We start from the raw sequence: 19,736 nt of genomic DNA on the forward strand, positions 1-19,736 counted from the left end.
TTTTCTTGCAATATTTACTTCCTGTCGCTTTACACTCATAAAGAGCCTGTTACAGTAATTCGGGTCCGTTTTCACCCTCTGCTGCAACTGGAGGCTGTTCCTCGGTCAGCGGCAAAATAACAGTAACCTGCGTTCCTTTGCCCAGCTCACTATCCAATTCCAGCTTTCCGTGATGAAGCTCCACAATTTGCTGGGAAATGGCAAGCCCCAGTCCGGTTCCTCCGTTCAGCGCGTCGACCTGGAAGAAACGATCGCGGACTCTGGAGAGGTGGGCTTCACTGATGCCAATTCCGCTGTCCCTGACAATGACAGCCATCTCCTCCTTGGAGAGACGGTGGGTGGACAGGACAATGCTGGAATCTTCAGGGGAGAACTTCACCGCGTTGTCCACCAAATTCAGGAATACCTGTTTCAGCCGGTTGGCGTCTCCCTTGATATAGATCGTCCCTTCACATTCCAGCAGCAGATGTATACGTTTCTTCTCCGCTTTGGCCCATACATTCAGTATCGTCTCCTGAAGCACAACTTTGATATCGATAAGAGCGATGGATAGCTTCATCTCATTCTGCTGCAGCTTGGAGAAGTCGAGGATTTCCTCCACCAGCCCGATCAGCCGGTCGCTTTCCTTGGATATAATCCCCATGCCCAGCTTGGTTTCCTCCGGATCGTAGCCACCTGAAATCAGTGTTTCACTCCAGCCCTTGATGCTGGTCAGCGGCGTCCGCAACTCATGGGAAATCGAGGAAATGAAATCATCCTTAATCTGATTGCTGCGGATAATTTCATCTGCCATATAGTTGAGTGTGGTTGCCAAATCACCAATCTCATATTTGTAGTCACCTTTGATCCGGGTCGTAAATCTGCCTTTGGCCATCTGCGCCGATACTGCCGTAATATTATTGAGCGGCTTTACGATGGAATTGGCGAGACCGAAGCTGAAGAGCATAACAATAGCCATTACTGCTCCACCGATACCGATGGATACCAAGGTAAGATTCAGCAAATCTGAGTTGATTCTCTCCATGGACGTAAGGTATCTTACAATAAAAGAATCGCGGCCGTTAATGTGCAGCATTTTGGATACCGCCATAACGCTCTCATTCGTCCCTGCTTGTCTGCCTACCCAGCGTCCGATACTTCCGCCAACCGCTTCTGAAACATCACTGGTAGTAATCGTACGGTCAGGCTGAAATGGCGTAGATCCGGTAAGGATATCACCGTTAAGGGTCAGTATCTCCAATTCTGTATTATCCATATCGAAGTATTCAAGCAGCTTCTGAAAATGAACGGGCGAACCCTCGTTGGAAAATGTAAATTTATAGAAGTTTTCCGATATTCCGATCTGGGTCGTAATTTTATTATAAACACTATCGTAATAATACGTCCGGATGGCCAGCAGAAAAATAACCTCAACGAGGAGGAGCGCCACGAAGACTACAAGAATATAGTGCAGTACAATCTGTCTGCGCATCCCCTTCTTGATCATTGTCCTTGACCCTTCCATTTATAGCCGTGTCCCCATACGGTCTGTAGGTATTCGGGTTCTGAGGGATTATTCTCAATCTTTTGGCGCAGCCGGCGGATATTTACATCAACAATTTTCGGATCACCCATGTACTCCTTGCCCCAGACATGATCCAAGAGCGAGTCGCGGCTGAGCGGCGTGTTTTCTTTTTCCAGGAAAAATTGTACCAATGAAAACTCGGTTGGCGTCAATTCGATGCCTTCCCCGCTGCGCTTAAACTGTTTGGAAATCAGATCGAGCGTAAACGGCCCCGAATGAAATGAGACCTTTGCAGACTGCTCCCGGTGAACATTGACACGGCGCAGCAGCGATTGTATACGGGCGATCAGCTCCGTAGGACTGAATGGTTTGCTGACATGGTCATCCGCACCGACTGAAAGGGCGTAAACCTTATCCTGCTCCTGGACTTTTGCCGTAAGAAAGATAATCCCGAGCCGTTCATTCGTTTCCCGGATGCGTCTGCACACCTCAAATCCGTCGATTCCGGGAACCATTACGTCCAGGAGTGCAATATCAATATCAGGAACCGTAGTCAGCTTGTGCAGTGCTTCATTGCCGTCAGCGGCTTCCAGCACCTCAAATCCGTTACGCTTGAGATTAATAACTATAAAACTGCGGATGGATTCTTCATCCTCCAGGATTAATACCTTACTCATCGATTCCCTTCCTTTCTATAGGCGAGGTGATTTTATTGTTGTCGCCCCCGCTTGTGTTCTGCTCAACTTCTCCCCGGTAGCCGATAAACTTATCAAGATCAAATCCTAATATTTTCCACCCGCTACTCTTTACGCGCTCCCATTCCGCCGGAGAAAAGAATGAGATTTCTGCTACCGTCTCACCGGTATTCGACAAAATAAACTTAAGTGATTTGTCCTGGACCGACTTGGTATCCACTGTAACATTCTCATGCCATTCCGGTAAAAGATCAATCCTGAAGCGGTCCGACGGATCACGGTATTGCAGCGCGGAAAAGGTTAAGCCGTTTTTGCCGTCCCATTTGTAATAAGAATTGAAATAGGGAATCGTCTCAGGATCAAAATATTCCCAGCCCTTCGGCGGCTCCAGCAATCCGATTTCGATAACGCCGTCGCCGTCGATATCCTCGCTGACAATCTTTCTGTCCTTAAAGGTCCGGGCATCTCCGGGGATCACCACACGCAGCTTATTATTCTCCATCACTACCACCGTCGTATATGCTGAGCGTGAATCCACTGCCGAATCCAGAACTATACCTTCTTTATTCTCTGCCACTTTTCCTGAGACAATATTGTAATAATTACTGAAATAAGGATCCAGATCGTCAAGCTCATCCAAAACCTTAAAGCCGTCGTTGTACTGATAGGTAGTAATTGTCGCAAACTCATTACGTTTAAAATACACAACCGTGATGTCTTCAATCCCATCCTCATTGAGATCATCGACCATATATTTCGTGTAGGGCTGGGAGAGCACTTCCTCCAGCTCTCCGCCGGAATAGGAGTAGACCACCATCCCTTTCTCTACACCTCGTGAATAACCGGCAATGATATTCAGCTTCCCCTCACCGGTTACATCCCTTAAATCAACGGAATCCAATTCCGTTCCGCCACCGTCAAATACCAGCTTCTTCTCCCAGACATCGTCCCGCTTCTCCAGGATCATGCCGTGAATCAGTACGGCCTCGTTCTTCGTCGAATAGAAGACGAGTGTCTCCATCGTTCCGTCCTTGTCCAGATCCTCAGTGAAAATAGAGCTGTCATCGTCACTAACCGGACGGATCAGCGAAGCTCCGGCTGGCATGTGGGACGTGATCGCCGTCATCAGCGAAGCCTTGTCGGCAGACAGCTCCGGCGCCTTCATCCGCAAAACAGGATCGCTGATGAAGGTGCAGCCCGACAGTATGGACAGAGAAAGAGATACCGCCGCCAGACGTCTCAGAACTCGATTATTCAACTTCATCACTCTTTCCTTGTTTCGTGGTGTAATGTTTACAGATGCAGGCGTTCTTGTGATGTCAGACGGCGGCCCTTTACATCATGTTTGATCCGGCCGTCTTCAAGCACCCACAACCGTGTAGCATAACGTTCCGCCAGCTCTAGGGGCAACACCGTCACTACCGTCAGCCCTGTCTCTTTGCAGAGCTTGCGCAGGGTTTCCAGCACTCCCTCTGCTGTACGCGGATCAAGACCGGTAACCGGTTCATCTGCCAGAATTACCTTGGCTCCGTGAACCAGTGCCCGGGCAATCGCCACCCGCTGGCGTTCTCCGCCGCTTAGCTGGCTTGTCTTCATCTTGGCCTTATCCAGCAGACCCAATAAATCCAGCTCGTCCATCGCGCCCATGTAGTCGTCTGAACGGACCATTCCTGTCACCATCCGCCAGAGCGGTGTTTGTGAGGACTGGCCTATCAGCACGTTCTTAAGCGCAGTCCGGTTCGGATTGAGCTCTGCATTTTGTTCCAGATAAGCCCACTCCCGGCGGATCTTCCGTTTGCCGGTAAAGACATTTCCGAGAATATTGACTCCATCCACCCTGAAGTTCCCTCTGTCCCATTTCTCTTTCAGCGCAAGGCAGCGCAGCAGCGTTGACTTACCGCTCCCGCTGGCTCCCAGCAGTACAACAAGCTCACCTGGTTCTAATTGAAAGCCAATGTCCTGCAGAACAGGCATTTTTTCTTCCCCGACTGCTTTGGCTAAATGTTCAACTGTGATCATAGTTCAGCCTCTCCCTGTCTTTGACTCTACTCTATAGTGTACTCTGAAAGCGTGATCGATTTCCATGCGAGCATCCGTTCTTATCTTACCTCAATTCAGCTGGCGTGGCGAGAATAATAACCCTGCCAAACCGAACAATATATAAAAAGCGCCCAGCAGGACAAAAACACCGCTTCCCCAGCCAAATTCTAGCAGCAGTCCGCCGATGCCCGGTCCCACAATGCTGCCGAGACTAAAATGAAAGGAGGAAACCACATTTGCTGCAGGCAGCAAATTACGCGGAAGAATATCTGCAGCGTAACTTAGACCCAGCGAGAAGAAAGAACCTACCAGACCGCCTGCCAGCATCAGCACAACCAGCGTCAGCAGGAAATGATTACCGGACAGCGGCAGCAAGGTAAAGGCCAGACCGCCACTCACACCGGAAAAGATCAGAATCTTCTTTCGGCCGTAGCGGTCGCTCCATATCCCCAGCGGCAGTTGAAGCAGCAGACCGCCAATACCGGCGAATGGTAGCAGCGCAGCAATCTGATCCGTGCTGTAGCCGATGCGCAGTCCGTACACAGGGAAATTACTGTTCAGACTAGCTTCCATATAGCCGTAAAGAAGTGCAGGAATCAGGGCATACCAAGCGAGGCTGTAGCTTCGCCCGAAACGCCGCGCTTGTCCCTCACCATGCTCCACTTTATCCGGGTGAGAATCCGGCAGCTTGATGAGGACCAGCAGCAGCACCAGTACAAAAAGCACAGCGATGATCAAAAACGGTGCAGCCTGGCCATATCGCAGCAGGCTGATCCCTAGCGGGCCGAGACTAAACCCGAGACCGTAGGACATCCCATACAGCGAGAGATTGCGCCCCCGGTGCTCCGCAGGTGTCATGAGCAGCACCCATAGCTGCGCGGCATAGTTAATGGCTGAGTCTCCAATGCCCACAAACAGGCGCAAGACAAACCAGACCTTGATACCCGGCAGCAGCGGGAACAAGAGCAGCGCCACCAGCACAAGGCTGAGCCCGGCAGCGATCAGCTTCTTGAAGCCGATGGCGCCAAGAACCCGCTCGGCTACCAGCGTCATCGCAAAAGAGCCTACATATAAAGCAGCGGCATTAAGGCCGTTGAGTGAGGAAGAAACCCCTTTTTGCTCCAGCAGAATGGAGAGTACCGGAAGCAGCAGCCCTTGGCTGAGCCCGGCAGCGATAATAACGGTAATCAGAATCATATAATTCCATTTGTTGTTCAGTTTGCTTGTTGCGGTGAGCCGGTCTGACACGGATGAATCCTCCTAAAAGTTTTGTGAGCATTTACTTCCTGAGTCGCTTCGAACAAAACTGGCTTCGAAAGCATACGCTTAGTTTTGTGAGCATTTGCTTCCTGAGTCGCTTTGAACAAAACTGGCTTCGGAAGCTTAGGGCTATGTAATACAATAGTTAAGCAAACGGACGTGAAACGGCAAACACCGAACATTATAGTGGACAACCCTCTTCAAAACAAGAGATAATATATAGAAGTGACGGATTTCCCTGGGGGTGTATGCTTCATGAGCTATGAACTGAAAATTGATGTCTCGCCTGTATATGAACTGCTGGACAGTTTCATGATATATGTTACCGGTAAATGGATCTCTAATCTGGATATAGGTCCCGACTGGGTCCGTGATCTCGACGGCCGCATACCGCCGCAGCAGGTATCCGCTCTGAAGCAGGCTGCCGAATGGCCCTTTACTGACTATGATGTGCTGTATGCCTGGGCTTACAACCGCGGGCCAGGCTCCAAAGTGCTGCAGTTCCTGGACGAATTGGAGTCCTCCTCACTGGAGGAGCGCTTCGGGCGCTTGTCTCCCCTGTTCCCCGATTTTACGATTGAAGAATGTAAACGGATCAGGGACAGCTATGCTCCGCTTCTTCGCCTTTGGTATGATCAGTACTTCCGCCATGTGGAGCAGAAGATTCTGCCGTTGCTGATTGAGGATGCCTCGGAGAAGAAGCTGCTGGAGAGCAAAATGGACCCTGGAGCGCTGATTGAATACGCCTCAGGCGGAGTGGTAGTCGGAGACATCCCGGATTTGCAGACTATTGTGCTGCTGCCTACAGTGCACAACCGGCCGATTAATACGTATTGCTTCTATAATACCTTAATGATCATTCAGTACCCTGTAGATGTGCCTTCTGAAGACGAAGACGAGCCGCCTACCGTACTGCTGCGCCTGACCAAGGCGCTGTCGGATCCGACGCGTCTAAGACTGCTGCGCTATGTGGCTAATGAGCCCAAGACCATATGGGACATGCAGTCCGATTTGAGCCAGTCCAGTGAAATGCTTATGCATCATTTGCTTATCCTGCGGGTCGCCGGTCTCCTGCGCGTCCATCTGGGCAGTGAAGGAGAAGGCAATGAACGTTTCAGCATCCGCGCGGACGGCGCCTCGGATCTTCAGATGTTCCTGGAATCCTATATTCGTTTATAATAACAGTACCAAATAGAGACAGAGACAAGTGAATGCTTACGAAGCGAGTTTTGTACGAAGCCCTGCCCATAAGTATCTGCTAACAAAACTTTTAGGAGTGAGCGTTATGAAATATTCAACACAGCAAGTAATTTTCGATTTGGACGACACCCTGGTGCACTGCAACAAATATTTCGACCTCATTCTGGGGCAGTATTTCGAACTCATGTCCGACTGGTTCAGCGGCATTGGTCCTACTACGAGTGAAGTCCGCACCAAACAGGCCGAGATTGATGTAGAGACGGTAAGCACCAGCGGACTGGCCAGTGAAAACTTCCCCAAGTCCCTCATCGCAACCTACCACTATTTTTGCGCCAAATTCAACCGGTCAACCGATCCCTATCAGGAGCAGCAGCTGATGAAGCTTGGACTCAGTGTCTATGATCAGGAAATCGAAGCTTATCCGGGCATGGTCGAGACGCTTGATTCATTGAAACAGGACGGTCATGATTTATATCTGTACACCGGCGGCGACGATACGATTCAACAGCGCAAGATTGAACAGATGAAGCTGGATGTATATTTCAACGACCGGATCTTTATCCGCCAGCACAAAAATGTAGAATCACTGGAAAATATTCTGAGCACTTACCCGTTCGAGCGCCAGCGCACCTGGATGATCGGCAACTCTCTGCGCACCGATGTACTCCCTGCCGTGACCGCAGGCATCAACAGCATTTACCTGAAGCAGCAGAATGAATGGCTCTATAACCTGATCGAGCTTCAACGTGAAATGCAGCAATCTGTAGTAACCATTTCTTCCATTCACGAAGTAACCCCGGTTATCCGGACAGCGTCTCTGCGGCAAAATCACGGCTGACAAAAAGACAAGTCCTTGTTACAAATGACATAGGCAACCTCCTGGCAGTGTGATTATACTGTTTGAGAAGATTCTCATCTCATTGCAGGAGGTAGGAATGAACAAGAAGACGAACCCTAAGAACACTCCGGACAGCAGACGCTTACTCCCCATGCTGCTGGCTGTAGTTGTGGTTATCCTCCTTGGTGTGCTTGTCTATATCACGACGAGCAACAAAGACGATGAGGCCATAGTATTCGACAATCTGCCCAACTACACGGATGTAAAAGGCACCATCGTGGTTGACGGGCTGAAGTATGAGAAGCAGCCGCATCTCGGAAGTGAAGATGCCAAGGTCAAGGTCATTGAATTCGCCGATTTCAAATGCCCTGCCTGCAAGAAATGGACGGCAACTTATCTGGATACGTTCATTAAAGATTATGTAGACAGTGGCAAAGTGCAATTTTATTTCATGAACTTTGCATTTATTGACCGGGATTCTTATCTTGGCGCAAGTGCCGGCGAAGCCATCTATAAGCAGAGTAACGAGAAATTCTGGGAGTATCTTCATAAGTTATATGAGAATCAGGGTGACGAAAGCAAGATCTGGATTACCCAAAAGTTCATCCTAGACTTCGTGAAGGACAATATTGATGGCCTGGACTATGCTCAATTTGAGCAGGATGTCCAGAATCACACCTACATGTATGATGTGAAGGAAGACTTTAAGATTGCCGGCTCTTATGGAGTGAATGGCACACCTAAATTCATGGTGAACGGCGTTCTCCTGCCGAACTCTTCATATGAAACACTGGCCGCTGCCATCGAAGCCGAACTGGTCAAATAAGAAAGTAATGCATTTAAAAAGAGGATGTGCTCCGGCCGGAAATCATTAGGCCAGGGTGCATCCTCTTTGATTGCTCGTAAGATTTAAACTTTGCCTTTATTCTACAGTCAGTTGACCTGTACTCACATCCGAGAGTACCAGCTTGCCCTCCTGCGGTGAGCCGTCCTCACCGGCAAGCTTCAGCTTGCCTGTTTTGCCTTTCTCAATCAGCGCCTTGACCTGGGCATCACTAAGGGTGCGGCCGTGATTTTCCTTCCAGATGACAAATTTACAGCCTTCCTTGTAATGGGAACAGCCATACCCTTTGCGGCCCATAAAAATCGTTCCACCGCAGCCGGGCCGCGGACACTTCCCGATGATTTTTGGTCCGTCATCCCCTTTGGCCGCAGCCGATTTTCCGGCAGCTTCCGCTCCTGACTCTCCAGCCACTTTGCGGGGCTTCGCCTCAGCCGGTTTACCTGCCGGCTTACGTGCCGCGCCGGCTCCGCTTCGTCCTTTGGCTCCGCCTTTCAAGGATGGCGTCTCCCCTTCAAAGGAGGTTTTGGCTGCCCGGGACTGTACCCGGACTTTGTCCACAATCATCGAGGCGAAGCGTTTGACGTTCTCCATAAACTGCCCGTCCGCCGCCGTGCCTCTGGCGATTTCATTCAACCGCCGCTCCCACTGGCCGGTCATTTCCGGTGACGTCAGCAGTTCGACACCTGCACCACGAATAAGCTCAATGGCAGTCCTGCCCTTTTGCGTGATGGCGATTTTTTTGCCCTGCATTTCCACATAACCCACGTTCTTAAGCCGTTCAATCGTCGCCGCGCGGGTAGCCGGTGTGCCAAGGCCGGAGTCCTTCATCGCGTCGCGCAGCTCCTCATCCTCGATCTGCTTGCCCGCACTTTCCATTGCTTTCAGCAGCGTGCCCTCCGTGTAGTGCTTGGGCGGCTGCGTGTCCTTCTCTTTGACGATCGCATCACTGCAGATCACCTCATCGGCAGGAACCACTGAGAAGGGTTCATTCACTTCAATTTCTTCTTCCTCTTCATCTTCCTTGCCTTTGCCCTTGGACGGCTTGGCCTTGTCCTTCTTCTGATCGCCGTAAATCACTTTCCAGCCCAGGGACAGCAGCTCCTTGACCGTAGTTTTGAAATTTTCGTTCTCCACCTCGGTAAGTACGGTATGAACCTTATATTCAGCAGCCGGATAAAATTGCGAGAGGAAGCGGCGCACAATCAAGTCGTACAGCTTGGCCTCATCCGTGCTAAGTCCCGATGCTTTGCGGTTAGTCGGCAGAATGGCATGGTGATCTTCAACCTTCGAGGGATTGCAGATAAACTTATTGCCTTTATGGACCAGATTCCGGTTGGCGCCTTTGACCCATTCGTCGTACGATGTTCCTTGCAGGGCGGAAAGCGTCTTGTGCATCTCCGGAATGTTCTGCTCGGTCACGTAGTTGGAGTTGGTCCGGGGATAGGAGATCACCTTATGCTTTTCATATAATGCCTGAGCAATATCGAGCGTTTTTTTGGCGGAAAAAGCATGCTTACCGTTCGCCTCGCGCTGCAGCAGCGTCAAATCATATAACTTATTCGGATACTCTTTCGTCTCTTTGACCTCATAAGAAGCTATCCTGCCCGGCTTGCCCTTGACCTTGGCGGCCAATGCTTCAGCTTTGGCTCCATCCGTCAGGCGTTCCCCTTGCCACATCCCTTTGTAGGTCATCTCGTTCTGAGCGAAATGTCCCTCCACTTCAAAAAACTTAAGCGATGAAAAAGCTTCTATCGTCTTCTGGCGGTCATAGATCAGCGCAAGTACTGGAGTCTGCACCCGCCCGACGGACAGCAGCACATTATGTTTGGTCGTAAACGCCCGCGAGCCGTTCATGCCAATCAGCCAATCCGCTTCACTGCGTGCTCTGGCGGCTTTGGTCAGGTTTTCGTACTCTGAACCGTCCCGCAGCTCCTGGAACCCTTTACGTATCGTCTCCGGAGTCAAATCGGAAATCCACAGCCGTTTCACCGGCTGATTCAGCTTCAGATGCCGCTGTATCAGCGAAAAGATATGCTGTCCCTCCCGCCCGGCGTCGCAGGAATTGACCAATAGGTCGCTGCGTTTGGCCAGTTCACCAATAACTTTCAGCTGGTCAATGGTACGCGCATTGGGTACCAGCTTGAACTGCTCGGGGATGATCGGCAAATCATTGATATTCCATTTTTTATATTTGTCGTCATAGGCTTCAGGCTCGGCCAACCCGATAAGATGTCCAATCGCCCATGTGATGATGTACTGCTCCCCTTCCAGATAGGAACGGTAATTTTTGGCCTTTGGTTCTATTGCGGCGGCGATATTCCGCCCCATATCCGGTTTCTCCGCAATAATAAGTGTCTTCAAAAAGTATCGCTCCTTAACCTTCATTGTTCCAAAATACGTCCAGTAGTCTATTATACCATTATGTTTAACGTATTACCTGCTATTAATCAGTATAAGTTGAGCACCAAATACAGGTGCTCATGGATTCTACCAGGCTTTTTTATCATTAAATATAAAGAGCAGCTCCAGCTTCCTTTGCAACTCCAGTTGACGGTGATGGAACCGGATGTGAATGAAAAATACCCCGCCATTATCACTGACGGGGTTTCGTTTTATTTTTGCAGGTCTTTTAATACTGCCCCAAGGTCGGCGGTATACTTGGTCAACCTTAAGCTTATCTCTGTACGCATAACATCACGGGTTAGTCCAAAGCGTTCCTGGTACCCCCGGCAAAAGATTTTATAATATACCAAAAATTCCTCCTGTTCATCCGCCAGCATCCTGATATTCCGCTGCTTCAGCTCTTTTTGTAACTGATAGGTATCCTGAATAATTCTACGCTGTATGGCTTGACCGGCCATTAAATAGGCGCGTTTAAGGATGTTGCCTGAATGTTCGATCTCCTTCAGGCTCTTGCTAACCATAGTATCTATGTAAGGGAGCAATATGAGGTCACGAACCATTGTCCGTTCATCGACGGTTATCATTTTTCTTACCTCATCATCTTGCTTCTGCTCATACTGCTCCACGTGTTCGGTCATTAACATTTTGGTTTTCCATCTCTCATTCCCGTTTAATTTACTCATTTATAATGTCCTCCAATCTGTTCGGCCCGTTCCAGGGCAACACCAGATTCGAGCAACGAGGAAGCACGTATGAGCGCTCGGCTACCGTACCGGGTTTTGATTTGATCAATTGCCCATTCTCTGTTGTATGTGCGGATACGGTCATCAAATAAGGTAAGCTGCATGACACTGTCATCGGTCAAATGCGATATAGATATCGCTAAACGGCTTAAAGGCATACCGGTCCAATTATCAACGAATAAGCGATATGCCGCTGCTGCCACCTCATGAGTTAAAGACGATGGCTCCGGCAGTGTCATTTGTCGGCTGTATGAGTTTGATTTATCACCATCGGTTTCTGATACCGCTATAGACACCGTTGCTCCCATATACCGGTATCTCCGCGCTCGTTGGCACACCTCAATCACCAATTCAAGCAAAACAACCTCGATTTCAGGTAGCCGGGTATACAAATTCCAGCGTAGAGCCTTACCGTGTCCTACTGATTTGATTTGATGGCGTATGCCGGTAACTACTGGACTGGGATCTATGCCACGGGCAGTCTGCCAGTAATACTCCGCCTGAATATCGCTTTGCTTGCCCATGGTCGTACGCATTCTCCGCTTAAACTCACCTAACTCCATACGGGCAATATCTCCAATTGTGGTAATACCCATGCGGTAAAAATTTTTGCTCATTCGACCAGCCACCATAAACATTTCATGCACTGGCAACGGCCAGAGCTCTTTATCTAAATTGTCGTAATCAAGCCTGAAAATTCCGCCGTCCTTCTTCTTGGCAAAGTTGTTTGCCATCTTAGCAAGTATTTTTGTCGGTCCGATCCCCACTCTGGTCCAAACACCAGTTGATAACATGACATGCTGCTGAATGGAGTGAATTACCTCCTGCAAATCTCCTCCAAAAAAGCTCAATGAGCCTGTCACATCCAAAAATTGCTCGTCGATACTGAAGGCTTCAACAAGGTCGGTATAACCGTGATATATTTCTGAAATCAGCAGAGAGACCTTTATATACGTACTCATCCGTGGCCGGATGACCACGAGATCCCGGCATTTAGTCATTGCTTCACCCACGCGTGACGCGGTGGTTACACCATAGGCTTTGGCGATGGGGCATGCTGCCAATACAATGCCATTCATCCTGGTTGGATCTCCGACTGCGACAGGCTTATCTTTGTATTCAGGGTGAGCAGCCTTTTCGACGCTTGCGTAAAACGCTTGGCAATCTGAAAGTAAAATGATTCGGTCCTTAGGCATATCGCTGCTCCCGTACCGGATGCCACCCGAGGATATTAGAGAGCAGAAAGACTCGTGGCGCACGGACTGATAAGCAAGTAGCGATCTCTCCCAATTTGTCCAGGTATATGATTTCAATGGTTTGGCCGATACTCATTTTCATGATTGATCGCCTCCGATAAAATAAGAACATTTGTTTGTATTATAACCAAACATACGTTCCTTATACAATAAGTAAGATATTCTTCGAATGGAATAAAAAAGTAATTAATTATCTCCGCTCACTTTATTGCAGATATAGACATATTTGTTTAGACAATCCTTGTTAAGTTTTGTAAAGTGTCTATCTATACTACATATGAGGAGTGTTCCAATTGAAAAAGTTTAAACTAATGTTAATTTTATTATTAGTTTTTGCATCCTTGCCCGTGCAGAGTGCGCTAGCAAGTGGTTCCATCATAGTTACTGATACTCCGGCTAATATGCCCACCGTGCCAACACCTACATTTTCACCAATGCCTACACCCCAAGTAACAACGAACCTCACTGCAACGTCAATGTATGATTATTCTGGAGGTTTACTCGATGGAAAAAGACTGAGTATAAACCCTCAACTGACAGAATACATTACTAAGCTAACGGATAATAACGAGGATACAACAGAATCTATGGAGAAATGGCAGCAGCTAGTTTACGTTTTTCCTGAGGAAGTAACGATTAATGGTGCTATTGCAAAATTCATATCAGAAGGTACAGGTGAGTTACTGGCTATTTATTACGATTCCAAAAATGTTTCCATAACATCAACAACATTAGTGAGTGGCAATCGAATTAAAGCTGCTCTGGGTAAAGGTGAAGTAACTGGTGTTAAAAAAGTAATACTTTATGCTAAAGGAACTGATTCTAAGGAAGTTGACTTTAAAGTGACTGTTTCTGAATTTAACGTCTATGGTTTTGGGAAAGATCCCACACCTCAACCAACTCCTACACCAACTCCAGAACAACCAACTGGTGACCAGGCAATACTTACAATTACATTATTGAATGGAATAGAAAAACAATATGATCTTCCTATGAACGAAGTTAACGCTTTTTTGACTTGGTATGATGCCCGTGATGCAGGCAGAGGCCCTGGAATGTATGCAATTGATAAACATAGCAACAATAAAGGTCCCTTTAAAAAGCGTAAAGATTATGTTGTCTTTGACAAAATACTCACCTATGAAGTAAGTGAGTACACAGCAGCAGAATAAACAAAACAAGCCCGTTAGGCAAAGTGGTCAAGCCCCTGTTTTATAGACACTGAAAAAAGACCCTAGGCTATAAGCTGCTTCCGGTACTCTACCGGAGGCAGCTTATTTAGTCTTCGTTGCGGTCGATGTTGGTTGTAAAATTGAATATAGGCTTCAATTCGCCTTTGTGCCTCGTCCAAATTTCGGATGTCATAAGGGTAGAGCCCTTCCGTTTTGAGATGCGAGAAGAAGCTCTCCATGGAGGCATTGTCATAACAATTTCCTCGGCGAGACATGCTGATTTGGGCGCCAACCTTTGGCAGCATGTCGTGGTATGCATGAGACGTGTATTGGAATCCCTCGTCGCTGTGAACGATCAGTCCAGTCACGTCTTTTGTCTTGTGAAAGGCTTTCTCAAAGGTCTGTAGAACCAGTGGATTGTCATTTCTCTGACTCATGTGGTAGGCTACAATTTCATTGTTAAACAAATCTTTCACCGCAGAAAGGACCTTCTTATGATTCATCCAAACTCCATGATCCTGCAGCAAGAACAACTGGATCTGTCGGTATCCGTAAACTCCGTTGTAGTGCTCGTAAACCTTCTTCACGTTACATACCGATCTGCTTCATCTCCTGCATCCAGATTTCCAAGCACTTTTTTAGCATCTCGTTCTCCCGCTTCAGCCTTTGGATCTGCCTATCCTGATTCACATATTCCTCACGCGTTCCCCGCCCATGTATCAGTCCAAACTCGCCAAGTTCCCGATACTTCCGCATCCAAATGTTAAACTTCTCCATGATTCTGCGATAGGTCCATCCTTCTTTAACGTGTAGGCGTATAGCTTCAAGCTTCGTCTCATATGAATACGTTGTTAACTTCTGTCCCTTTTTCAAGAGGTTTATTCCAATGTCTATCTAAGGGGTACACTTCAAGTGCCTAGCGGGTTATTTTATGTATGCTCTAAATTCAAATCTTTCCAAGATGGCCGCAATAAGTCGCGTCAGATTCGTCATATCAGCATCTTTTGGTAAAAGTGTTTTTTTATTGCCCCGCTAGTATCTAGGTTTGTATGATCAAGAAAAGTATAACTTAAATGTATTTTATCATCAGGAATTAAGTCCAATCTATCATTGCGGATTCACAATATAATAACGTATAACCTTGAAATGGAGTGATGATAAATGGCGACAATTATAAGTTATGGTTCACAGGCAAAAATCCCGTTAAACCCGCTCACTATTGCTACAACAGTTGCGGGGATTCCTGGAGCTGGAGCGGGTCTAGCCACAGCGCAAGTAAATATTAGTCCGGCTAACCCTGCCTCTTTCTCCAGTAGAGTCGAGTTAAATGGTAGTTTTAGTCTTACTGCACTTGCTAATAGTCAATTTTTTGTTATAATTCGGCGTGCTGGAGTTGATATTTATAGATCCTTTTTCCGTTTTACTACAACTACTGATATTCAATTAAATGTTCTGTGGGTTGATGGTCCTTACCTTGGAATCCACAACTATGAATTGGTAATTCAAAATGATAGTAACTTGCCTATAAATCTATTTGGACCCATAGCATTCACAGCAACTGCTATTGGAGGAGACGGCGTAATTTAAGTTATAGAACTAGATTTGGGTCTAGTCAGATAACAAACGCGAAATCTTTTGATGCTCAAAATCAAAATTAGCGGTTGCAAATTGAAACGGAGAAAAAACGTGGATTTAAATATACGAAGAATTAAAAAATGAAAAAAAGCCCTGCGACCATTACGGCCGACAGGGCTTTTACCGGTGCTTTCGGACTGCACGCTTCGGCGCTTCCGATATATGTCGCAGTCTTTTTTTCGCAGATTACGCATGGCCTGCTTTCCGAAGAAGAAGTCCATTCCTTTACCTGTGTCATGGCTGTGTCTCACCTTCCTAAGCCTCCAGAATGGTTAATCAGGATCACGTCCTCCGGTCCGTATCTGGCTGCAACCTCGACTGCCACAATACCTGATGTCTCGCCACCGCTATAGCAGACGATGTGCTTCAAGTCTGTTTCCTCCCTGGGACTAGACAGCCCCTAAATGTGCAACCTCATTCGCTCAGTCTGCGTAAAATTGATAAAGGAGTTGGTAAAAATGGTGGTCTTCGCTATTCTTTTCATGTTGCTTGCGATACTGAATATTTTCTTTCCGGCAATGGGCTGGTACATACGTTATGGATGGATGATAAAGGGTGACTCCGAACCCAGTGACGCATATCTCATGATGAGTAGAATAAGCAGTGTTATCGTACTTATTGTTTTTCTCATATTCTTTTTGCCTATAATTTTTAGTTAGGGGCTTGCTGATCCCTTAAAATAACTGCTGCTATTTGATTGCTGTCCGCCGCTACGCGATTTCCACATTCTGCAGGCCGATTTCGATAATGTTACATACCCAATTGTTTTCCGGGAATGTGGCAAAGCGTCCATCTGGAAATGGCTGAGTGGCCACTGTCCAAACGCTACGTTTATTCCTCATTCCGCTGTACTCGATATCTTCCCGATCTGGGCGGTACTGCTGCGGCTGACCGGGCGGTGGAGATTCTTTTACATCACGGGCGAAGGAATTGCCCTTGCTCCGGCCTTTGCGGTGAATGGTGCCGTGAGATCCTTCCTCTCCCAGCCTGCAGGAACTTTGAAGTCCCCCCGCGCTTTCCGCCCTCCTGGTTATCCAGCGGAGTTTTTCCGAAGAGTACCCTCCTCTACAACCGGCGCAGTCACCTGTCTTATGATACGCCGGACGTCATCCAACTTGTCACCGATCTGAGCAGGCACATTTCCTCCGGGTCGGTATTGTCATACTCGTCCGATTCTTCGGCACTCTCGATGGTTTTAGTAATCTGTTTGATCTGCGGAAGTAGCTTCTGAACATCAGCTATAATTTGATTTTTCCATGTGATTATCATCTTAAAGGAAGAAGAGTAGCTTATGCTGCTCCTCCGCCCCCTTTCATTTTTCTCTCAACACGCTTCTTATAAGCGCCCCACTTAGCTGACAATACTTTAGGGTTGTAATCATTCTCTTCCGCGATCTCTTTCTTTACTCACTTCTTCCATAGTGTCAGCTCCTTCGGCGTCTTGTTCCTCGCCCAGGTTCTACCGGTTTTCGTTCCATCCAGAAGCCTCCGCTCTTTCTGACTCCGATCGCAAATACCTTGAGCGAAATGAACTTGATGAATTTTCAAATGGGTTAGAGGAGTTTGGCATCGACGATGATTTAGAACCCTTTGATTATTTGTTGTTTAGCGGATCTCGTTCTGGAGAGTTTTGCACTTTGGAGTGTGGCCTGACATTGATTTTGAGACTTTCGAATGCCACGTTTATAAAACATATTTTCCGCCATACTCATATCCCAATGCTAATCGAGGCAAGTCTGGAATCCGGATCTCCAATTAATTTAAAAGCTATCATGAGTCTCGTAGATTTCGTTTTTTAATAATTTCATATATATCCGCTAGTTTAGTCCAAGCAGCACGACAGTTTTTTCATATATTAATTTTAAGGAGGTGAATATCCTATGACCATTCAATTTGTAGATTTACGGTTATCGAACCAGGCAGCTTCCGATGCAACTCCAGTTGTGATTCCATTAGCGGCTACCCCTTTGGTATTCGGAGATATCGGGATTCAGACCGCAGGGGTACTGCCTGAGAATCAGAGCAACGTCCGCGTGCTGCTGGCTGGATATGTAAAGACGGAAAACAATCCCTTGTTCAATACGAATACCCTTAGAGTTCGCAGAAATGGAACCATTATTTTTACCACAACATTCGGGGTGGCGATCAGCAGGGAAAATGAAGCTTTTGGTTTCTCTGCTGTCGATGTCCCCCCTGCTGCCATTGTAGCAACCGGGCAAATTCAGTATACGGTTGAAATCTTCACCAATGCAGCTGCCACAGATCCATTTAATAACGTTCAGGCGAGAAACTTCAGCGGAATTGCCGCTGCAGGCAATTTCTCCGGCTAAACAATCTTCCCCTGCCAATCTTAAGATTGGCAGGGGATTCAATTACATAATCAAAAATGCCGCAAGCCGCTATCAAACCTTCACTTCAATTCAAAGTCCCGGCAATCCGCATAACCGCTTCAGTAATATCCAGTACTTCCTTAGTGCTGGCTTTGCGGTCCATATATTCAACCTTCTGCGCTGCAGCATCCTTGCCTACAACAATCGCAACCGGAATACCGATCAGGCCGGAATCCTTAAATTTCACCCCGGCACGCTCATCCCTGTCATCATAAAGCGTGTCAATCCCTAGAGAGGTAAGCTGCGCATACAGTCGTTCAGCCACCGCTGTCTGCTCTTTGTCCTTGGTTGACATCAGCAGAATATGAACATTGTAAGGCGCGAGTGCTTGGGGCCAAATAAGACCCTGTTCATCATGATTTTGCTCGGCTACAGCAGCCAGCAACCGCGAGATGCCAATCCCGTAGCAGCCCATAATCATTGGAGCACTTTTGCCTGAATCGTTCAAATACGTGGCTCCCAGCTTCTCACTGTACTTGGTACCCAGCTTGAAAACATGGCCGATTTCAATTCCCTGATGAAAGTGCAGTACCCCTTGGCCGCAATTCGGACAAGACTCACCCTCCAAGACATTTCGGAGATCACCCACATGCTTGAGGCTGAAATCCCGTCCGGGTACGACACCGCGCAGATGGTAATCTTTCTCTCCGGCACCCGCTATACCCGACTCCATAGCCGCGACTGCCGAATCAACCAGCACGGTCAGCGAAAGACCGACTGGACCGACATAACCGCTCTCTACTCCGGCGGCATGCTGCACAGCTTGATAATCTGCCAGGGAGATGTTGCTAGCCCCGATCATTTTGGCCACCTTATGTTCGTTGACCTCATGATCCCCGCGAACCAGTACGGCATAAAATTGACCGCTGGCTTCATATATCAGCGTCTTGATGATTTCCTCAGGCTGGATATGCAATTCCTGTTCCAGTTGTTCAATCGTCCGGATGTCCGGTGTATGGAACTTCTCGGCAGCAGGTTGGTCCCCTCTTATCATGCGTACTTCTTGCTCTCCCTCAGGAGACCGAACTTCAGCCAATTCCAGATTTGCAGCATAATCGCAGACAGAGCAGACGCCAATGGTATCCTCTCCTATTTCGGAAAGCGCCATAAATTCGTGGCTCCCGCCTTCACCGCCTATGGCCCCGGAATCGGCATGCACGGCCCGGTACAGCAGACCGCAGCGTTCAAAAATTCTTTGATAGGCGTTATACATTCGCACATAAGATTCGTCCAACCCGTCCCAGCTGGTATCGAACGAATAGGCATCCTTCATCAGGAACTCCCTGCCCCGCAGCAGCCCGGAACGCGGCCGGCGCTCATCACGAAACTTGGTCTGAATCTGGAACACAGTCAGCGGCAGCCTCCGGTAGGAATTGATCTCCCCCCGTACCAGTGAAGTTATTACTTCCTCATGGGTTGGTCCCAGTACAAACTCCCGGTCATGACGGTCTTGAAGCTTGATCAGCTCCTTGCCGTAGACCTCATATCGCTCCGACTCTTTCCAAAGCTCAGCAGGCTGCATCGCGGGCATCAGGATCTCCTGTGCACCCGCGGCATCCATTTCCTCGTGGACAATCTGTTCAATCTTGCGCAGCACACGGCGGCCAAGAGGCAAATAGGTATAGATTCCGGCCGCCAGCTGGCGGATGTATCCTGCACGCAGCAGCAGCTGGTGGTTTGCGGTCTCGGCCTCAGCCGGAGCTTCGCGAAGGGTTGTGGCAAGTAGTTGACTTTGACGCATAAGGTTCAGCCCTCTC

General features: G+C 48.1%; 20 protein-coding genes. 7 read left to right on the forward strand and 13 right to left on the reverse strand.

Translation table 11 applies throughout. From position 1 onward, the window contains the following. Positions 1 to 49: 49 nt before the first annotated feature. The 5 genes from ACAN56_RS02095 to ACAN56_RS02115 all read right to left on the reverse strand — a co-directional run bounded on the left by ACAN56_RS02095 (position 50) and on the right by ACAN56_RS02115 (position 5,487). Positions 50 to 1,486 carry a sensor histidine kinase gene (locus tag ACAN56_RS02095; protein ID WP_038592863.1) on the reverse strand — a complete coding sequence of 479 codons (1,437 nt, stop codon included), beginning with the start codon at positions 1,484 to 1,486 and terminating at the stop codon, positions 50 to 52. Continuing rightward, complete coding sequence (locus ACAN56_RS02100) at positions 1,483 to 2,181, reverse strand: response regulator transcription factor (RefSeq protein ID WP_038592865.1); 699 nt, start codon at positions 2,179 to 2,181, stop codon at positions 1,483 to 1,485. The genes ACAN56_RS02095 and ACAN56_RS02100 overlap by 4 nt, the downstream gene beginning before the upstream one ends. Then, positions 2,174 to 3,457: a hypothetical protein gene (locus ACAN56_RS02105; protein ID WP_156130893.1), complete on the reverse strand. Its 1,284-nt coding sequence runs from the start codon at positions 3,455 to 3,457 to the stop codon at positions 2,174 to 2,176. The genes ACAN56_RS02100 and ACAN56_RS02105 overlap by 8 nt, the downstream gene beginning before the upstream one ends. 35 nt (positions 3,458 to 3,492) lie before the next feature. Further along, positions 3,493 to 4,218 carry a phosphonate ABC transporter ATP-binding protein gene (locus ACAN56_RS02110; protein ID WP_341093726.1) on the reverse strand — a complete coding sequence of 242 codons (726 nt, stop codon included), beginning with the start codon at positions 4,216 to 4,218 and terminating at the stop codon, positions 3,493 to 3,495. Positions 4,219 to 4,308: 90 nt separating this feature from the next. Continuing rightward, entirely contained in the window at positions 4,309 to 5,487 is a 1,179-nt protein-coding gene (locus tag ACAN56_RS02115; RefSeq protein ID WP_379140105.1) for an MFS transporter, read from the reverse strand. 267 nt (positions 5,488 to 5,754) lie between these two features. Between ACAN56_RS02115 and ACAN56_RS02120 the strand changes: the two genes are divergently transcribed. From ACAN56_RS02120 to ACAN56_RS02130, 3 genes are all read left to right on the forward strand, one after another. Beyond that, on the forward strand, positions 5,755 to 6,678 hold the full coding sequence (locus tag ACAN56_RS02120) for an ArsR/SmtB family transcription factor (RefSeq protein WP_342435709.1): 924 nt from the start codon (positions 5,755 to 5,757) through the stop codon (positions 6,676 to 6,678). A gap of 106 nt (positions 6,679 to 6,784) precedes the next feature. Further along, positions 6,785 to 7,537 (forward strand): HAD family hydrolase, encoded by a 753-nt coding sequence (locus ACAN56_RS02125; protein ID WP_038592873.1) that lies wholly within the window; start codon positions 6,785 to 6,787, stop codon positions 7,535 to 7,537. Between the two features lie 97 nt (positions 7,538 to 7,634). Then, a complete protein-coding gene (locus ACAN56_RS02130) occupies positions 7,635 to 8,363 on the forward strand; it encodes a DsbA family protein (protein WP_038592876.1) in 729 nt (242 codons plus the stop codon). 96 nt (positions 8,364 to 8,459) lie between these two features. Here the strand turns inward: ACAN56_RS02130 and ACAN56_RS02135 are convergent, their stop codons facing one another. From ACAN56_RS02135 to ACAN56_RS02150, 4 genes are all read right to left on the reverse strand, one after another. Continuing rightward, positions 8,460 to 10,742, reverse strand: coding sequence for a type IA DNA topoisomerase (locus ACAN56_RS02135; RefSeq protein ID WP_379140108.1), 2,283 nt, complete (start codon positions 10,740 to 10,742; stop codon positions 8,460 to 8,462). A 251-nt stretch (positions 10,743 to 10,993) separates the two neighbouring features. Next, positions 10,994 to 11,467 carry a YhjD family protein gene (locus ACAN56_RS02140; protein WP_379140110.1) on the reverse strand — a complete coding sequence of 158 codons (474 nt, stop codon included), beginning with the start codon at positions 11,465 to 11,467 and terminating at the stop codon, positions 10,994 to 10,996. Then, positions 11,464 to 12,723: a DNA polymerase IV gene (locus ACAN56_RS02145; protein ID WP_379140112.1), complete on the reverse strand. Its 1,260-nt coding sequence runs from the start codon at positions 12,721 to 12,723 to the stop codon at positions 11,464 to 11,466. Before ACAN56_RS02145 ends, ACAN56_RS02140 begins: the two co-directional genes overlap by 4 nt. Further along, positions 12,716 to 12,865: a hypothetical protein gene (locus tag ACAN56_RS02150; protein ID WP_379140114.1), complete on the reverse strand. Its 150-nt coding sequence runs from the start codon at positions 12,863 to 12,865 to the stop codon at positions 12,716 to 12,718. The genes ACAN56_RS02145 and ACAN56_RS02150 overlap by 8 nt, the downstream gene beginning before the upstream one ends. Before the next feature lie 211 nt (positions 12,866 to 13,076). On the opposite strand from ACAN56_RS02150, the gene ACAN56_RS02155 reads away from it, so the two are divergent. Beyond that, entirely contained in the window at positions 13,077 to 13,955 is an 879-nt protein-coding gene (locus ACAN56_RS02155) for a hypothetical protein (protein WP_379140116.1), read from the forward strand. A 62-nt stretch (positions 13,956 to 14,017) separates the two neighbouring features. Here ACAN56_RS02155 and ACAN56_RS02160 read toward each other — a convergent pair whose 3' ends face one another. Together ACAN56_RS02160 and ACAN56_RS02165 are read right to left on the reverse strand one after the other, a co-directional pair. After that, positions 14,018 to 14,458, reverse strand: coding sequence for an IS3 family transposase (locus tag ACAN56_RS02160; protein ID WP_379140118.1), 441 nt, complete (start codon positions 14,456 to 14,458; stop codon positions 14,018 to 14,020). 85 nt (positions 14,459 to 14,543) lie between these two features. Next, positions 14,544 to 14,711, reverse strand: coding sequence for a hypothetical protein (locus ACAN56_RS02165; protein ID WP_379140120.1), 168 nt, complete (start codon positions 14,709 to 14,711; stop codon positions 14,544 to 14,546). Between the two features lie 405 nt (positions 14,712 to 15,116). Between ACAN56_RS02165 and ACAN56_RS02170 the strand changes: the two genes are divergently transcribed. After that, a complete protein-coding gene (locus ACAN56_RS02170) occupies positions 15,117 to 15,542 on the forward strand; it encodes a hypothetical protein (RefSeq protein ID WP_038592888.1) in 426 nt (141 codons plus the stop codon). A 295-nt stretch (positions 15,543 to 15,837) separates the two neighbouring features. Here ACAN56_RS02170 and ACAN56_RS02175 read toward each other — a convergent pair whose 3' ends face one another. After that, a complete protein-coding gene (locus ACAN56_RS02175) occupies positions 15,838 to 15,960 on the reverse strand; it encodes a hypothetical protein (RefSeq protein ID WP_379140123.1) in 123 nt (40 codons plus the stop codon). Between the two features lie 88 nt (positions 15,961 to 16,048). Between ACAN56_RS02175 and ACAN56_RS02180 the strand changes: the two genes are divergently transcribed. Continuing rightward, positions 16,049 to 16,249 carry a DUF6199 family natural product biosynthesis protein gene (locus tag ACAN56_RS02180; protein WP_038592891.1) on the forward strand — a complete coding sequence of 67 codons (201 nt, stop codon included), beginning with the start codon at positions 16,049 to 16,051 and terminating at the stop codon, positions 16,247 to 16,249. A gap of 1,220 nt (positions 16,250 to 17,469) precedes the next feature. Next, entirely contained in the window at positions 17,470 to 17,919 is a 450-nt protein-coding gene (locus ACAN56_RS02185; protein ID WP_038592896.1) for a hypothetical protein, read from the forward strand. Positions 17,920 to 18,004: 85 nt separating this feature from the next. Here ACAN56_RS02185 and ACAN56_RS02190 read toward each other — a convergent pair whose 3' ends face one another. Continuing rightward, positions 18,005 to 19,720, reverse strand: a complete 1,716-nt coding sequence (locus ACAN56_RS02190; RefSeq protein WP_379140126.1) for a proline--tRNA ligase — start codon at positions 19,718 to 19,720, stop codon at positions 18,005 to 18,007. Positions 19,721 to 19,736 lie beyond the last annotated feature (16 nt).

This window comes from Paenibacillus paludis (genome assembly GCF_042610515.1).
Taxonomy (GTDB): domain Bacteria; phylum Bacillota; class Bacilli; order Paenibacillales; family Paenibacillaceae; genus Paenibacillus_AQ.

Coding starts and splice junctions, on each gene's coding strand:
- ACAN56_RS02095 (WP_038592863.1), bottom strand. CDS start 1,486: ATGATCAAGAAGGGGATGCGCAGACAGATTGTACTGCACTATATTCTT.
- ACAN56_RS02100 (WP_038592865.1), bottom strand. CDS start 2,181: ATGAGTAAGGTATTAATCCTGGAGGATGAAGAATCCATCCGCAGTTTT.
- ACAN56_RS02110 (WP_341093726.1), bottom strand. CDS start 4,218: ATGATCACAGTTGAACATTTAGCCAAAGCAGTCGGGGAAGAAAAAATG.
- ACAN56_RS02120 (WP_342435709.1), top strand. CDS start 5,755: ATGAGCTATGAACTGAAAATTGATGTCTCGCCTGTATATGAACTGCTG.
- ACAN56_RS02125 (WP_038592873.1), top strand. CDS start 6,785: ATGAAATATTCAACACAGCAAGTAATTTTCGATTTGGACGACACCCTG.
- ACAN56_RS02130 (WP_038592876.1), top strand. CDS start 7,635: ATGAACAAGAAGACGAACCCTAAGAACACTCCGGACAGCAGACGCTTA.
- ACAN56_RS02140 (WP_379140110.1), bottom strand. CDS start 11,467: ATGAGTAAATTAAACGGGAATGAGAGATGGAAAACCAAAATGTTAATG.
- ACAN56_RS02145 (WP_379140112.1), bottom strand. CDS start 12,723: ATGCCTAAGGACCGAATCATTTTACTTTCAGATTGCCAAGCGTTTTAC.
- ACAN56_RS02150 (WP_379140114.1), bottom strand. CDS start 12,865: ATGAAAATGAGTATCGGCCAAACCATTGAAATCATATACCTGGACAAA.
- ACAN56_RS02160 (WP_379140118.1), bottom strand. CDS start 14,458: ATGAATCATAAGAAGGTCCTTTCTGCGGTGAAAGATTTGTTTAACAAT.
- ACAN56_RS02165 (WP_379140120.1), bottom strand. CDS start 14,711: ATGCGGAAGTATCGGGAACTTGGCGAGTTTGGACTGATACATGGGCGG.
- ACAN56_RS02170 (WP_038592888.1), top strand. CDS start 15,117: ATGGCGACAATTATAAGTTATGGTTCACAGGCAAAAATCCCGTTAAAC.
- ACAN56_RS02180 (WP_038592891.1), top strand. CDS start 16,049: ATGGTGGTCTTCGCTATTCTTTTCATGTTGCTTGCGATACTGAATATT.
- ACAN56_RS02185 (WP_038592896.1), top strand. CDS start 17,470: ATGACCATTCAATTTGTAGATTTACGGTTATCGAACCAGGCAGCTTCC.
- ACAN56_RS02190 (WP_379140126.1), bottom strand. CDS start 19,720: ATGCGTCAAAGTCAACTACTTGCCACAACCCTTCGCGAAGCTCCGGCT.